At 71.0% G+C, this 14,936-nt stretch carries 14 protein-coding genes and 1 riboswitch; of the genes, 8 read left to right on the forward strand and 6 right to left on the reverse strand.

Going from position 1 to position 14,936, the window contains the following annotated elements:
* Positions 1–19 precede the first annotated feature (19 nt).
* Positions 20–994, forward strand: coding sequence for a carbohydrate-binding protein (locus BN1555_RS17725; protein WP_093800289.1), 975 nt, complete (start codon positions 20–22; stop codon positions 992–994).
* Positions 995–1,012: 18 nt separating this feature from the next.
* Here BN1555_RS17725 and BN1555_RS17730 read toward each other — a convergent pair whose 3' ends face one another.
* The 4 genes from BN1555_RS17730 to BN1555_RS17745 form a co-directional block, all read right to left on the reverse strand.
* On the reverse strand, positions 1,013–1,864 hold the full coding sequence (locus BN1555_RS17730) for a class II fructose-bisphosphate aldolase (RefSeq protein ID WP_093800290.1): 852 nt from the start codon (positions 1,862–1,864) through the stop codon (positions 1,013–1,015).
* Positions 1,865–1,906: 42 nt separating this feature from the next.
* Complete coding sequence (locus BN1555_RS17735) at positions 1,907–2,833, reverse strand: 1-phosphofructokinase family hexose kinase (RefSeq protein ID WP_093800291.1); 927 nt, start codon at positions 2,831–2,833, stop codon at positions 1,907–1,909.
* Between the two features lie 163 nt (positions 2,834–2,996).
* Entirely contained in the window at positions 2,997–4,142 is a 1,146-nt protein-coding gene (nagA, locus tag BN1555_RS17740) for an N-acetylglucosamine-6-phosphate deacetylase (RefSeq protein ID WP_093800292.1), read from the reverse strand.
* Positions 4,142–5,101: an ROK family protein gene (locus BN1555_RS17745; protein WP_093803470.1), complete on the reverse strand. Its 960-nt coding sequence runs from the start codon at positions 5,099–5,101 to the stop codon at positions 4,142–4,144. Before BN1555_RS17745 ends, nagA begins: the two co-directional genes overlap by 1 nt.
* A 236-nt stretch (positions 5,102–5,337) precedes the next feature.
* On the opposite strand from BN1555_RS17745, the gene BN1555_RS17750 reads away from it, so the two are divergent.
* From BN1555_RS17750 to otsB, 3 genes are all read left to right on the forward strand, one after another.
* Positions 5,338–6,555, forward strand: a complete 1,218-nt coding sequence (locus BN1555_RS17750) for an ABC transporter substrate-binding protein (protein WP_255306072.1) — start codon at positions 5,338–5,340, stop codon at positions 6,553–6,555.
* 109 nt (positions 6,556–6,664) lie between these two features.
* Positions 6,665–6,925, forward strand: a complete 261-nt coding sequence (locus BN1555_RS17755; protein ID WP_093800294.1) for a DUF3263 domain-containing protein — start codon at positions 6,665–6,667, stop codon at positions 6,923–6,925.
* Positions 6,926–6,977: 52 nt separating this feature from the next.
* On the forward strand, positions 6,978–7,847 hold the full coding sequence (otsB, locus tag BN1555_RS17760) for a trehalose-phosphatase (RefSeq protein WP_093800295.1): 870 nt from the start codon (positions 6,978–6,980) through the stop codon (positions 7,845–7,847).
* Between the two features lie 71 nt (positions 7,848–7,918).
* Here the strand turns inward: otsB and BN1555_RS17765 are convergent, their stop codons facing one another.
* Both BN1555_RS17765 and BN1555_RS17770 read right to left on the reverse strand, forming a co-directional pair.
* Positions 7,919–9,322 carry an alpha,alpha-trehalose-phosphate synthase (UDP-forming) gene (locus tag BN1555_RS17765; protein WP_093800296.1) on the reverse strand — a complete coding sequence of 468 codons (1,404 nt, stop codon included), beginning with the start codon at positions 9,320–9,322 and terminating at the stop codon, positions 7,919–7,921.
* A gap of 61 nt (positions 9,323–9,383) precedes the next feature.
* A complete protein-coding gene (locus BN1555_RS17770; protein WP_093800297.1) occupies positions 9,384–10,337 on the reverse strand; it encodes a glucosyl-3-phosphoglycerate synthase in 954 nt (317 codons plus the stop codon).
* A 179-nt stretch (positions 10,338–10,516) separates the two neighbouring features.
* Positions 10,517–10,644, forward strand: a riboswitch (SAM riboswitch).
* Between the two features lie 17 nt (positions 10,645–10,661).
* Between BN1555_RS17770 and thrC the strand changes: the two genes are divergently transcribed.
* The 4 genes from thrC to groL all read left to right on the forward strand — a co-directional run bounded on the left by thrC (position 10,662) and on the right by groL (position 14,799).
* Positions 10,662–11,966, forward strand: a complete 1,305-nt coding sequence (gene thrC, locus BN1555_RS17775; protein ID WP_093800298.1) for a threonine synthase — start codon at positions 10,662–10,664, stop codon at positions 11,964–11,966.
* Positions 11,963–12,238 carry a MoaD/ThiS family protein gene (locus BN1555_RS17780; RefSeq protein ID WP_093800299.1) on the forward strand — a complete coding sequence of 92 codons (276 nt, stop codon included), beginning with the start codon at positions 11,963–11,965 and terminating at the stop codon, positions 12,236–12,238. Before thrC ends, BN1555_RS17780 begins: the two co-directional genes overlap by 4 nt.
* Positions 12,239–12,658: 420 nt before the next feature.
* A complete protein-coding gene (locus BN1555_RS17785) occupies positions 12,659–12,862 on the forward strand; it encodes a cold-shock protein (RefSeq protein ID WP_005315736.1) in 204 nt (67 codons plus the stop codon).
* Between the two features lie 314 nt (positions 12,863–13,176).
* Entirely contained in the window at positions 13,177–14,799 is a 1,623-nt protein-coding gene (groL, locus tag BN1555_RS17790) for a chaperonin GroEL (protein WP_093800300.1), read from the forward strand.
* Positions 14,800–14,936 lie beyond the last annotated feature (137 nt).

The raw sequence follows: 14,936 nt of genomic DNA on the forward strand, positions 1-14,936 counted from the left end.
TGGTGAGGAGTGACCAGGGATGACGGCCGCGAACAACGGCACGAGCACGCCTGAGGACGACGATCCGTTCGGCTACCTCTACGAGGACGGACAGGCGGCGGGTGCTGTCCCGCCCGGCTCGGGCGGCTACGGCTACCCGGGTCCGGCCGCGCAGCCCGGGGTGCCCAGGACCTCGTACAACCAGGTGCGGACGGTCGGTGAGCGGCAGTACGGACAGCAGGCTTACGGCCAGCAGACGCCTCCGCAGCAGGCTTACGGCCAGCAGCACTACAACCAGCCCAACGCGCACTACGCGGCCCCCGAGGCGCAGCCCGGCGGTCCCCCCACCCGCCCGGTGCCACCGGTGGGCGGCGGTGGCGGCCGCAGTGGCGGACCCAACACCAGGGGCCTGCTGATCGGCGCGGTGGCGGTGGTCGCGGTCGTCGTCCTCGGCATCGGTATCGCCCTGATGACCAGCGCCGGCAAGGAAGACAAGGACCCGCAGGCCGGCGGGACGGGCGGCGGCCCGACGGCCGGCGCGACGACCGAGCCGAGCGAGGAACCGACCAAGAAGGACGAGGAGCCGGCGGTCGAGCTGCCCAAGCAGGACGCGGCGCTCCTCAAACTCTCCCCCGGGATCTCCACGGACAAGGCGGTCCCCGGCGCCAGGTCGGCGAGCGGCGCGTATGTCCCGCTGAACGCTCCCGGCGCCTCGGCGACCTGGAAGGTCAAGGTGCCGAAGGCCGGGGCGTACACGCTGTCGATCGACTACGGCGTGCCCGGCAAGGACGCCAAGACGTCGCTGACGGTCAACGGCAAGCCGCACGGCGGCGGCCTCAACATGAAGAACTTCGCGCGCGCCGAGGAAGGCGCCTGGGACAAGGGCTGGACCAACACCTACGCCTGGGTCAACCTCACCGAGGGCGAGAACACCTTCGTGATCTCCTGCGGCAACGGCGACCGGTGCGAGGCCAACCTCGACCGGCTGGAGCTCAAGGCCGGCCACATCAAGTGACCTCCGTGTTCCAGCGCTCTAGGGGCGCATCAGCCCCAGGAAGTGCGCCACCGTCCCGGCCATCGCCTCGCGAGCCGGGACGAGGTACTTCCTGGGGTCGACCGTCGTCCGGTGCGCGTCCAGGTAGGTGCGTACCGCGCCCGTGAAGGCCGTGTTCAGCGCCGTGCCCACGTTGATCTTGACCATGCCGGCCGCCACCGCCCGCCGGATCTCCTCGTCCGGTACGCCCGACGAGCCGTGCAGGACCAGCGGCACCGGCACGGCGTCGCGCAGGGCGGTGATCAGTCCGTGGTCCAGGGTCGCCGTGCGGTCCGTCATCGCGTGGGACGAGCCGACGGCGACGGCGAGGGCGTCGACGCCCGTGCCGGCCACGTAGTCCACCGCCTCGCCGGGGTCCGTGCGTACGCCCAGCGCGTGGGCGTCGAGCGGGGCCTCGCCCTCCTTGCCGCCGACCTTGCCCAGCTCCGCCTCGATCCAGATGCCGCGCGCGTGGCCCCAGCGGACCGCCTCGGCGGTGGCCTTCACGTTGTCGCCGTACGTCAGCTTCGAGGCGTCGAACATCACAGAGCTGAAGCCCGCCGGGTGCGCGGCCCGCAGCAGTTCGACGGACTCGACGTGGTCGAGGTGGAGGGACAGGGGGGCCGAGGACGCGCGGGCCGCGGCCGTCGCCGCCGCCGCGACGGCGGTGAGGTCGCCGCCGTGGAACTTCACCGCGTTCTCGGAGATCTGGAGGACGGCCGGTGCGCCCGCCCGCTCCGCGCCCGCCGCGATCGCCTCCGCGTGCTCCAGCGTGATGACGTTGAAGGCGGCGACGCCGTGGCCGGATTCCCGGGCGGCGGTGACGAGTTCGCCGGTGCTGACGAGTGGCATGCGGTCCCCTGGTGCTCGTGTGCGGGCGCGGTGCGGGCGCGGTTACGCCGCCGTGGTGTGTGTCGTGACGTCGATCCTCGGCAGCAGGTCTTCGTACGCCGCCGCGTCGAACTCGCCCGCCGCCGGGGCCAGTACGGTCGCCGCCGACAGCGCCACCGCCCGTGCGAGCCGCCGCGGCCAGGGGAGTTGCTCGACCAGCCCCGAGAGCAGCCCGGCCACCGCCGAGTCGCCCGCGCCCGTCGGGTTGCCCCTCACGCGGGCGGGCGGGGCCGCCTGCCACAGGCCGCCGGGGGCGGCGGCGAGCAGGCCGTCCGGGCCGAGCGAGGCGACCACGGCGTGGGCGCCGCGGCGGCGGGCGTCGTGGGTGGCGCGCAGGGGGTCGCGGTCGCCGGTGAGCTGGGCGAGTTCGTCGGCGTTGGGCTTGACGAGGTCGGGGCGTGCGGCGATGCCCCGGCGCAGCGGTTCGCCGCTGGTGTCCAGGAGCACGGGGACGCCGGCGGTGCGGGCGTGGCGGATCAGCTCGGCGTACGCGCCGACGCGGACGCCGGGGGGCAGGCTGCCGCAGAGGGCCACCGCCCGGGCGCCGCGCAGGAGTTCGCCGTACGAGGAGAGGAAGGCGGCCCACTCCTCGGGGGTGATGACCGGGCCCGGCTCGTTGAGCTGGGTCGTGTCGCCGGTGGTGGCGTCGACGACGGCGACGGTGCGGCGGGTGGCGCCGGCGGTGGGGACGAGCGCGTCGACGGGGGCGAGGGGGGCGAGCAGGTCGCGCAGCACGGCGCCGGAGGAGCCGCCGGCGAAGCCCGTCACGACCGTGTCGTGGCCGAGGGCCGCCAGTACGCGCGCCACGTTGATCCCCTTGCCGCCGGGGCGTTCGGCGACGTCGCTCACGCGGTGGGAGGCGTGCGGAACGAGGGCGGGGACGCGGTAGGTGATGTCGAGCGCGGTGTTCAGCGTGACCGTCAGGATCATCCGCGTCACCCCCTGTGCCCCGTGGAAAACGCTTGTCGTGTGCGTGGCGTCGGGGTGATCATGCCAAAAAGAAAGCGGTTGGCCCAGGGTCCGGGGCCAACCGCTCTATGTCGCTTTGGTATCAACTGGTACAGAAATCAACCCAGTTGGGACGGCTTGGGACTTACGGCCCAATCACCCAGGCGCCCTTGCGCATCACGCCCCTGAGCGTGAAGTCCGCGTCCAGCACCACCAGGTCCGCGTCCTTGCCCGGCTCCAGCGAGCCGACCCTGTCGTCGACGCCGAGCAGGCGGGCGGGGTTGGCGGAGACGGACCGTACGACGTCCTCGACCGGCAGCCGGTCGACGGTCACCGCGCGCTTGAAGGCGGTGTCGAGGGTGAGCGTGGAGCCGGCGATCGAGCCGCCTTCGGCGAGGCGCGCGACGCCGTCCCTGACCTCGACCTCCAGCGGTCCGAGCAGGTACGTGCCGTCGCCGAAGCCCGCCGCGTCCATCGCGTCGGTGATGAACGCGACCCGGTCCGCGCCCGCCCGGTGGTACGCCAGCTCCAGCGCGGCCGGGTGCAGGTGCGTGCCGTCGTTGATCAGCTCGACCGTGACCCGCTCGTCCTCCAGGAGCGCGGCGATCGGGCCGGGCGCGCGGTGGCCGAGGGCGGGCATCGCGTTGTAGAGGTGCGTGGCGACGGTGGCGCCCGCGTCGATGGCCTCGGCGGTCTGCTCGTACGTCGCGTCCGTGTGGCCGATCGCGGCGATCACGCCGTGCTCGGCGAGCAGCCGCACCGAGTCGATGCCGCCGGGCAGCTCGGTCGCCAGCGTGACCATCTTCGCCGTGCCGTGCGCGGCGTCGATCAGCTTGCGGACCTCCGCCGGGTCGGGGTCGCGCAGCAGGTCCTCGCTGTGCGCGCCCTTGCGGCACGGCGAGATGAACGGTCCCTCGAAGTGGAGGCCGGCCAGGTCGCCCTGCTCGACCAGCTCGGAGAGCAGCGCGGCCTGCCGGGCGAGTACGTCCATCTCGCCGGTGACCAGCGACGCGGCGATGGTCGTCGTGCCGTGCTCGCGGTGCGTCCGTACGCCCTTGAGCACCTCGTCGGCGGTGCCGGAGGTGAAGGACGCGCCGCCGCCGCCGTGCACGTGCATGTCGACGAAGCCGGGCACGATCCAGTGGCCGGAGAGGTCCAGGGAGGGGGCGTCCGCCGGGGCGGAGCCGGCGATGCGGCCGCCCTCGACGATGACCCGGCCGTTCTGGACGGTCCCGGTCGGCAGCACCACCCGGGCGCCGGAGAGAACCTTGGTTGCAGCGCGTCCGGCCATCAGGCGGATACCTCCGTGCCTTCTGTGATTGCTGGGGCTTCCGTGGCGAGAAGATCCCAGGCGAGGAGCCCCGCGCCCAGGCACCCGGCGGTGTCCCCGAGGGCCGCCGGAACGATCGGGGGCAGCTTCTGGAACGTGACGCGTTCCGCGACGGCCGCCCGCAGTGGTGTGAACAAGGTTTCCCCGGCCTCGGCCAGTCCGCCACCGATGATCAGCGTGCGGGGGTCCAGGAGGGTGAGCGCGGTGACCAGCCCGTCGGCGAGCGCGCCGACGGCTTCGAGCCACACCTCCCGGGCCCGCGGGTCGCCCGACTCGACGGCCTTCGCGCAGTCCGCGGCGTCGGCGTCCGCGTCGCCGGAGGCGGCGGCCCAGGCGGCGGACACGGCGGAGGCGGAGGCCAGGCGCTCCAGGCAGCCGCGCTGGCCGCAGCCGCACGGGGGGCCGCCGGGGCGTACGACGATGTGGCCGATCTCGCCGGCGCAGCCGTGGGCTCCGGCCTCGATGACGCCGTTGATGCCGATGGCGCCGGCGATCCCGGTGCCGAGCGGTACGAACAGGAAGCGGTCCGCGTCCCGGCCCGCCCCGATGCGCCCTTCGGCGAGGCCGCCGGTGCGGACGTCGTGGCCGAGGGCGACCGGCACCCCGCGCAGCTTCTCGCCGAGGAGCGCGCGCAGGGGGACGTCGCGCCAGCCGAGGTTGGCGGCGTACACCGCGATCCCGTTCTCGGCGTCGACGATGCCGGGCACGGCCACGCCGGCGGCCGATGCGCTCTCGCCGTACCGCTCCTCGCCGTACGCGCGCAACTCGGCGGCGAAGCCGGTGATCGACTCGACGACGGCCTCGGGCCCCCGCTCCCTGCCGGTGGCCCGGCGGGCCTCGTGCAGCAGCGTGCCGTCCGCGCCGACCAGTGCGGCCTTCATCCCGGTGCCGCCCACATCGAGGGCGATGACGTGTTTCACGGACACAGTCTCGCGCGTCAACCGTGGAAAGGTCTAGTCCACTTGCATTCGTTCTGCCGTCCGCCGTGCGCGCAGGTGTTGCAGAAGCGATATTCGGGTGGTGTAGACCTCCCCGTGCGGAATAGGGGAAAATCGCAGCTCACATGCATGTCGGACAACAAATTGATGAATCAGGGTGGGACAGGGCTGTGCATCGGCGCTTCTTGGGTTTGACCGCGACAGTCGCCGTACTCGGTATGACAGTGGCTCTGTCGGGATGCGGGAGCAGCGGCTCCGAGGGTGAGGTCACCCTCAAGTTCGTCGCGGCGGACTACGACCCCGAAGGCGGCGACAGCACCAAGCGGTACTGGGACGGCGTCGCCACCGCTTTCGAGGCCAAGAACCAGGGCGTCAAGATCGACGTCACGATCTACGACTGGAAGGACGTCGACCGGAAGGTCGCCGAGATGGTCGCGGCCGGCAAGGCCCCCGACATCGCCCAGATCGGCGCGTACGCCGACTACGCGGCCCAGGACCAGCTCTACTCCGTCGACGACCTGCTCTCCATCCCCGTACAGGCCAACTTCCTCGCCCCGCTCGCCGACGCGGGCGAGGTCAACCGCGTGCCGTACGGCCTGCCGTTCGTGGCCAGCACCCGCCTGCTCTTCTACAACGAGACGCTCTTCACCCAGGCCGGTCTGGAGCCCCCGAAGACGTGGGGCGAGATCGGGAGCGCGGCCGCCGCGCTCAAGCAGCGCGATGTGAAGTACCCGTTCGCGCTGCCGCTCGGCAACGAGGAGGCCCAGGCCGAGACCATGATGTGGATGCTCAGCGCCGGTGGCGGTTACACCGACGCGGTCGGGACGTACCAGATCGACTCCGAGCAGAACGTCAAGGCCTTCGACTGGCTGAAGGACGACCTCGTCGGAAAGGGGCTGACCGGCCCCGTCGCCCCCGCCAAGCTCAACAGGAAGCCCGCCTTCACCGCGTTCGCGAACGGTGAGGTCGGCATGCTCAACGGCCACCCCTCCCTTCTTCAGCAGGCCGAGAAGAAGGGCGTCGAGGTCGGCATGGTGCCGCTGCCCGGACCGAACGGCAAGCCGGATTCCAGCATGGGCGTCGCCGACTGGATGATGGGCTTCAAGCAGAACGGCCACCGCAAGCAGATCGGCGACTTCCTCGACTTCGCGTACAGCGACGAGAACGTCCTCGAGTTCGCCGACCAGTACGACCTGCTGCCGGTCACCGTCTCCGCCTCCGAGACGATGAGCGAGGACCCCGAGCACAAGAAGCTGTGGCCGTTCCTCGAAGCGCTGCCGGAGTCGACGCTCTACCCGGTGGACAAGACGTCGTGGGCGAAGGTCAGCGAGAGCGTCAAGAAGCAGATCGGCTCCGTGGTCGGCCCCGACGGCGACCCGGCCGGGACCCTCGGCTCCATCGGCCGTGAGGCGATGGCGACGGAGAACGCCGAGTAAGCCGGGTAACGCGAAGCGACGCCGGGCGGCACAGAGCAGCACGGAGGAACACAGAGCAGCGCAGAGCGACGCAGAGCAGGGCGTTTCCGACCCGTTCTAGACTGCTCATATGCCTTACGACTCCGACGAAGAGGACGCGCGCGGTCCCGAGCTCTCCGAGCGGGACCGTGCCCTCCTCGCCGTGGAGCGGCGCTCCTGGGCCGGGCCCGGGGCCAAGGAACGGGCCATGCGCGAGCAGCTCGGCATCTCGCCGACCCGCTACTACCAGCTCCTCAACGCCCTGATCGACGACCCGCGCGCGCTCGCCCACGACCCCGTCACCGTCAACCGCCTCCGCCGGGTGCGGGACGCCCGCCGCGAACGCCGCTGAGCCGGTACGGGTCCGGTACCGGGCCGGGCGTGCGCCGGTAGGGTCGGGGGGCATGGGCAGCCAACCGCAACCGCATCCGCATCCCCTGCCGACCGACCTCACGCCGGTGACCCCCGCCGGCCGCGACGGCCTCGCCGCGCTGCTGGACGCGCCGGACCGGGCGCTGATCGCCCTCGACTTCGACGGCACGCTCGCCGACATCGTCCCCGACCCCGAGCAGGCCCGCGCCCACCCCGGCGCGGTGGAGGCGCTCGCCGCCCTCGCGCCCCACACCGGCGCCCTCGCCGTGATCACCGGCCGCCCGGCCGCCGTCGCGGTCCGCAACGGCGGCTTCGCGGGCGTCCCCGGCCTCGAACACCTCGTCGTGCTCGGCCATTACGGTGCCGAACGCTGGGACGCCGTCACCGGTACCGTCCGCGCCCCCGCCGCCCACCCCGGCGTGGAGGCCGTCCGCGCCGAACTCCCCGGCTTCCTCGACGGCATCGAAGCCTGGCGCGGCTCATGGGTCGAGGAGAAGGGCCGGGCCGTCGCCGTGCACACGCGCCGCGCCGCCGACCCGGTGACGGCGTTCGAGTCCCTGCGCGTCCCCCTGGCCGACCTCGCCGCCCGCCACGGCCTGATCGTCGAACCCGGCCGTCTGGTACTGGAGCTGCGCCCGCCCGGCGTCGACAAGGGCGTGGCGCTGACCGAGCACGTGCGCGAGACCGGTGCGAGCCACGTCCTGTACGCCGGGGACGACCTGGGTGACGTGGCCGCGTACGCGGCCGTGGAGGAGCTGCGCACGGAGGGCGTCCCGGGCCTGCTGGTGTGCAGCGGCAGCGAAGTCCCCGCCCTCGCGGACCGGGCGGACCTGGTGGTCGAAGGCCCGTCGGGAGTGGTCCGGCTGCTCACCGCTCTGGCCACGATCGCCGGAGGGGCCTGATTCCGGGCCGGACCGGGAAGCCGCCGCGCGCAGCCGCGCCGCGGCGGCTTCCCGGTCCGGCCCGCCCGGCTCTACTCCGGGGCCAGCGCCGCGAGCTGGTCCAGGAACCAGGCCGTCGGCGGCAGCGCCGTCGCCGCCGCGGCCAGCCGCTTCGTACGCTCGGCCCGCTCCTGCGGATCCATCACCAGCGCCTCGTGCAGCGCGTCCGCCGTCGCCATGACGTCGTACGGGTTGACGGCGATCGCGTCCTCGCCCAGTTCCTCGTATGCCCCCGCCTCCCGCGAGAGCACCAGCGCGCACCCCTCGTCGGAGACGACGGGCACCTCCTTGGCCACGAGGTTCATGCCGTCCCTGACCGGGTTGACCAGCGCCACGTCGGCCATCCGGTACGCCGCCAGGGACCGCGCGAAGTCGTCGTCCAGCTCCAGCAGCACCGGCTGCCAGTCGTCCGTCCCGTACTCGGCGTTGATCTCCTCGGCGAGGCGCCGTACGGACGCCATGTAGTCGCGGTACACCGCCAGGTCCTGCCGCGACGGGTACGCGAACGCGATGTGCACCACCCGCCCGCGCCACTCGGGCCGGTCCGTGAGCAGCCGCCGGTAGGCGAGCAGTCCGCGCACGATGTTCTTGGAGAGTTCCGTGCGGTCCACCCGGACGACGGTCCTGCGCCCGGCCCCGACCCGCTCCCGCAGCCTGACCAGCCACTCCTCCACGTCCTGCCGCTGCGAGCGCGCCCGCAGGAAGTCCGCGTCCGCGCCCAGGCCGTGCACCCCGACCGCCGTGCCCTCCAGCGCGCCGGCGCCCAGCACGTCCACCGCGCACGCCGCGAAGGTGTCCGCCCAGCGCCGGGTCAGGAACGCCACCCGGTCCGCGCCCAGCAGACCGCGCAGCAGCTGCCGCGCGATGTCGTCGGGCAGCAGGCGGAAGTAGTCGACGGGCGCCCACGGGGTGTGCGAGAAGTGGCCGATCCGCAGGTCCGGGCGCAGCTCGCGCAGCATGCCGGGCACCAGGCACAGGTGGTAGTCCTGCACCATCACCACGGCGCCCGGCGCCGCCTCGGCCGCCAGGGCGTCGGCGAAGGCGCGGTTGTACGTCTCGTACGCCGCCCACTGCCGCCGGAACTCCGCGTCGAAGGCCGGCTCCAGCGGGGTCTGGTAGAGCATGTGGTGGACGAACCACAGCACGGAGTTCGCGATGCCGTTGTACGCGTCCGCGTGCACCCCGGCGTCGATGTCGAGCATCCGCACGCCCGGCTCGCCGGTCCCGCGCCGCACCGCCTCCCGGTCGCCGTCCCCGAGCGCCGCGCACACCCACAGCGAGGAGGCTCCGTCCCCGTCCCGCCCGATCGCCGACAGACCGGAGACGAGACCGCCCCCGCCGCGCCTGGCGTCGAGTGAACCGTCCTCGCGGAGGGTGTACGAGACCGGGCCGCGATTGGAAGCGACGAGTACCTGTGCAGCGTGCTCGGAGACCATGTGGCGAACCTAGCCAGTCCTGGCTGCCCTCAAACGTGCGTACGGTCCGGAGCCTCCGGCGTCACGCCGCGCGGCGTGACGCGTACTCGTCGATCTCGCACATCGGCGGCCGCTCCTCCGTGTCCACCGCGTAGGTCCGCGGCACGAACCCGAACCCGCCGTCCTCGTCCCGTTCGAACTGCGTCAGCACGGGCCGCACCAGAGCGCCGCGCGAAAGCCGCTGCTGAGCCGTCCGGTAGATCGTGGCGGCCATCCGTCCGAGCGCCTGCCCGTCCTGGTGGCGGTGTTTGCGTACGCCCACGTCGACCTGGGCCAGCGCGTCCAGACCCACCGTGTGGAGCGAGTCGACGAGCAGGCCCAACTCCACTCCGTAACCGACGGGGAAGGGCAGCCGCTCCAGGAGCGAGCGGCGCACGGCGTACTCGCCGCCCAGCGGCTGGACGAATCCGGCCAGCTGCGGCCAGTGCAGATTGAGCAGCGGGCGGGCCACCAGCTCGGTCACCCGGCCGCCCTGACCTGTGGCTTCGCCGAGAGGGCGGTCGTACATCGCCTTCACGAAGTGCACGTCGGGCTCGGTGAGCAGCGGCCCGACGATGCCCGAGACGAACGAGGCGGAGAAGTCCTTCAGGTCCGAGTCGATGAAGCACACGATGTCGCCACTGGTCACCAGGAGTGACCGCCACAGCACCTCTCCCTTGCCGCGCAGGGCCGGTATGCGCGGCAGCACGGCGTCACGGTGGACGACCCGTGCCCCCGCCGCCGTCGCCACCTGCGCCGTGCGGTCCTTCGAACCGGAGTCGACGACGACGAGCTCGTCGACGAGCGGCACGGCCTCCATCAGCTCATGGCGTATCGCCGCGACGATGTCACCCACCGTCGACTCCTCGTCGAGGGCGGGCAGCACGACGCTGACGGTGTGGCCACGTCCGGTCTTGGCCGCGACCAGCTGGTCCAGCGACCGGTCGGCCGTGGTCCAGGACCGCAGTTCCAGCCAGCGCTCCACCTCTTCGAGCACGTGCTTCTCCCTTGCGTGCCATGCCGCAAAAGCGGCATATCAATACAGTCATCTCGCGGTGCGGACGACTGTCTCCGCCGCCCGGGGCTTCGGTTACAGTCTTGAACAACGCGGACCGCCCTCGCATCTCGGGGGGTCTCGCGGACACAAATGCGCCGGGTCCAGACCCGCCGCCATAGCGCTCATCCAGAGGGACAGAGGGAACGGCCCGTTGAAGTCCCGGCAACCATCCCGCCGACCGCGAGGTAACGGTGGGGACGGTGCCAATTCCGTCTCACGGCGAAACGCGCCGTGGGGAAGATGAGGAGAAAGGGCCTCGCCACCATGGCTGTGCAGACCGTCGAAACCGATGCAAGCGCCACCGACTCGCATTCCCTGCCCGTAGACCTGGGCCCCGCCGCCGCGCTTTCCTGCCGCGAGTGCGGAGAGCGATTCGAACTCGGCCCGATCTTCGCCTGTTCTTCCTGTTTCGGTCCTCTCGAGGTCGCCTACGACCTCCCGCTCGGTGACGCCGAGGCGTTGCGCAAGCAGATCGAGGCCGGACCGGACAACATCTGGCGCTACGCGCCGCTGCTGCCCGTGCCCGCCGACGTGGCGTCCAAGCCCAGCCTGAACCCCGGCTTCACCAAGCTCGTCAAGGCCGACAACCTGGCCCGCGAGCTGGGTGTCACCGGTGGTCTGTACGTCAAGGACGACTCCGGCAACCCGACGCACTCCTTCAAGGACCGCGTCGTCGCCATCGCCGTCGAGGCCGCACGCGCGTTCGGCTTCACCACGCTCTCCTGCTCCTCCACCGGCAACCTCGCCGGCGCGGTCGGCGCCGCCGCCGCGCGGGCCGGCTTCCGCTCCTGCGTGTTCATCCCGCACGACCTGGAGCAGGGCAAGGTCGTCATGGCCTCCGTCTACGGTGGCGACCTGGTCGGCATCGAGGGAAACTACGACGACGTCAACCGTTTCTGCTCCGAGCTCATCGGCGACCCGCTGGGCGAGGGCTGGGGATTCGTCAACGTCAACCTGCGCCCGTACTACGGCGAGGGCTCCAAGACCCTGGCGTACGAGATCTGCGAGCAGCTGGGCTGGGAGATCCCGGACCAGCTCGTCATCCCGATCGCCTCGGGCTCGCAGCTCACGAAGATCGACAAGGGCCTGAAGGAGCTCATCGCCCTGGGCCTGGTCGAGGACAAGCCGTACAAGATCTTCGGCGCCCAGGCGGAGGGCTGCTCCCCGGTGTCGACGGCCTTCAAGGCCGGGCACGACGTCGTACGGCCGCAGAAGCCGAACACGATCGCCAAGTCGCTGGCGATCGGCAACCCGGCCGACGGCCCCTACGTCCTGGACATCGCCCGCCGCACGGGCGGCGCGGTCGAGGACGTCGACGACGAGCAGGTCGTCGAGTCGATCAAGCTGCTGGCCGAGACGGAGGGCATCTTCGCGGAGACCGCGGGCGGCGTGACCGTCGGCGTCACCAGGAAGCTCATCGAGGCCGGCCTGCTGGACCCGGCCCTCACGACCGTCGTGCTCAACACGGGCGACGGCCTGAAGACCCTTGAGGCGGTGGCCCCGACCACGGGCCAGTCCGCCGTCATCCGCCCCAACCTGGACTCTTTCCGAGAGGCTGGCCTCGCATGAGTGTCAACGTCCGCATTCCGACGATTCTCCGTACGTACACGGACGGCAGGGCCGAGGTCGCGGCCGAGGGCGCGACCCTCGCCGAGGTCATCGCCGACCTGGAGAAGAACCACGCGGGCATCGCGGCCCGGGTCCTGGACGACCAGGGCAAGCTGCGCCGCTTCGTGAACGTGTACGTGAACGACGACGACGTGCGCTTCGAGCAGGGCCTGGAGACCGCCACGCCGGACGGCGCCGGCGTCTCGATCATCCCGGCCGTCGCCGGAGGCTGATCCGCCGCCGCACCGCCCTCGTCACGCGCCTTGCCCCCTCCGCCCCAGAAGCGGAGGGGGCAATTCAGTAGGGTTGGGCGGGGTAGAGTTGGGGAAGCCCCCTCCGCTGTCTTTGCCGGGCGCATATGAGAATGCGTCCCCGTGCGACAAGAAGCAGCCAAAGTGTTCGAGCCGATTGCCGCCAATGCGCGCTTTGTCCGGCCCGACTTGCCCTGGAAACCAGGGAATTCCTCATATTCGAGTGCTCGGCCGCGCCCAGATTTCTCGTCCGATTGACCTGTTGCAGAGGGCAGTTGGGCGGATACATTCAGCCGCGGTCGACGCGTTCCGGCGCACGCCCTCTCCTGTCGGAGGGTGGAGATCTGACCCGGGTCCGCGAAGTGCGGTCCCGTGCAAGGGCCAGTAATAGGGGAGTTAGGCATGGCTCAGGGCACCGTCAAGTGGTTCAACGCGGAGAAGGGGTACGGCTTCATCGCGGTCGACGGTGGTGCGGATGTTTTCGTCCACTACAGCGCGATCCAGATGGACGGGTACCGCACCCTTGAAGAAGGTCAGCGAGTCGAATTCGAGATCTCGCAGGGCCAGAAGGGTCCGCAGGCGGACATGGTCAAGCTCGCCGTCTGATCCCGGCGCGATCGGCCACCGACGCACTCACGCAGGAAGGGCCTGCACCCGCACCGGGTGCAGGCCCTTCCTGCGTGCCGCGCGCCCCCGGACCGTCTGTCCACATCGGAGGGGGACGCTTGCACTCGAAGGGGTCGAGTGCTAATCATTGGCGTTAGCACTGTTAGCACTCTCCCAGTGAGAGTGACAGAAGGACCGGGCCGGTGAGGCCCGCAGGCCGGGTGGGACAAGGAAAACCACCAGGCAGGCTGGCCGTCCGTCGCGGGCGCCACTCGGTCCGGAGAATCCACCCCAGTCCGGGAGGACCACTTCACATGGCCAAGATCATCGCGTTCGACGAGGAGGCACGGCGCGGTCTCGAGCGCGGGATGAACCAGCTCGCCGACGCCGTCAAGGTCACCCTCGGCCCCAAGGGCCGCAACGTCGTCCTCGAGAAGAAGTGGGGCGCCCCCACGATCACCAACGATGGTGTTTCCATCGCCAAGGAGATCGAGCTCGAGGACCCGTACGAGAAGATCGGCGCCGAGCTGGTCAAGGAAGTCGCGAAGAAGACCGACGACGTCGCCGGTGACGGCACGACGACCGCGACCGTCCTCGCCCAGGCTCTGGTCCGCGAGGGCCTGCGCAACGTCGCCGCCGGCGCCAACCCGATGGCCCTCAAGCGCGGCATCGAGAAGGCCGTCGAGGCCGTCTCCGCCGCTCTCCTTGAGCAGGCCAAGGATGTGGAGACCAAGGAGCAGATCGCTTCCACGGCCTCCATCTCCGCCGCCGACACCCAGATCGGCGAGCTCATCGCCGAGGCGATGGACAAGGTCGGCAAGGAAGGCGTCATCACCGTCGAGGAGTCGCAGACCTTCGGTCTGGAGCTTGAGCTCACCGAGGGCATGCGCTTCGACAAGGGCTACATCTCGGCGTACTTCGCCACCGACATGGAGCGCATGGAGTCGTCGCTCGACGACCCGTACATCCTGATCGTCAACTCCAAGATCTCCAACGTGAAGGACCTCCTTCCGCTGCTGGAGAAGGTCATGCAGTCGGGCAAGCCGCTGCTGATCATCGCGGAGGACGTCGAGGGCGAGGCGCTGTCCACGCTCGTCGTCAACAAGATCCGTGGCACCTTCAAGTCCGTCGCCGTCAAGGCTCCGGGCTTCGGTGACCGCCGCAAGGCCATGCTCGGCGACATCGCCATCCTCACCGGTGGCACCGTCATCTCCGAGGAGGTCGGCCTCAAGCTGGAGAACGCCGGTCTCGACCTGCTCGGTCGCGCCCGCAAGGTCGTCATCACCAAGGACGAGACGACGATCGTCGACGGCGCCGGTGACAGCGACCAGGTCCAGGGCCGCGTCAACCAGATCCGTGCCGAGATCGAGAACTCCGACTCGGACTACGACCGCGAGAAGCTCCAGGAGCGCCTGGCGAAGCTGGCCGGCGGCGTGGCCGTCATCAAGGCCGGTGCCGCCACCGAGGTCGAGCTCAAGGAGCGCAAGCACCGCATCGAGGACGCGGTGCGCAACGCCAAGGCCGCCGTCGAGGAGGGCATCGTCGCCGGTGGTGGCGTGGCTCTGCTCCAGGCCACGGCCGTCTTCGAGAAGCTCGAGCTCTCGGGCGACGAGGCGACCGGCGCCAACGCCGTGCGTCTCGCGCTGGAGGCCCCGCTCAAGCAGATCGCCGTCAACGGTGGCCTCGAGGGTGGCGTCATCGTCGAGAAGGTGCGCAACCTGCCGATCGGTCACGGCCTGAACGCCGCGACCGGCGAGTACGTCGACATGATCGCCGAGGGCATCATCGACCCGGCGAAGGTCACGCGCTCCGCTCTGCAGAACGCCGCGTCGATCGCCGCGCTGTTCCTCACCACGGAGGCGGTCATCGCCGACAAGCCCGAGAAGGCCGGTGCCCCCGCGGGCGGCGGCATGCCGGGCGGTGACATGGACTTCTGATCGACTCGTTCGGTCATCTGTCCCGCAGCACCGGGGCGGCATCCCTTCGGGGGTGCCGCCCCGGTGGCGTTTCGGCGCGCGCCGCGTCTCAGCCTGTGAGAAAGCGCACCGATCCCAGGGGTATTGTGCGGCTTTGC

This window comes from Streptomyces sp. Wb2n-11 (genome assembly GCF_001049855.1).
Classification (GTDB): Bacteria; Actinomycetota; Actinomycetes; order Streptomycetales; family Streptomycetaceae; genus Streptomyces; species Streptomyces altiplanensis.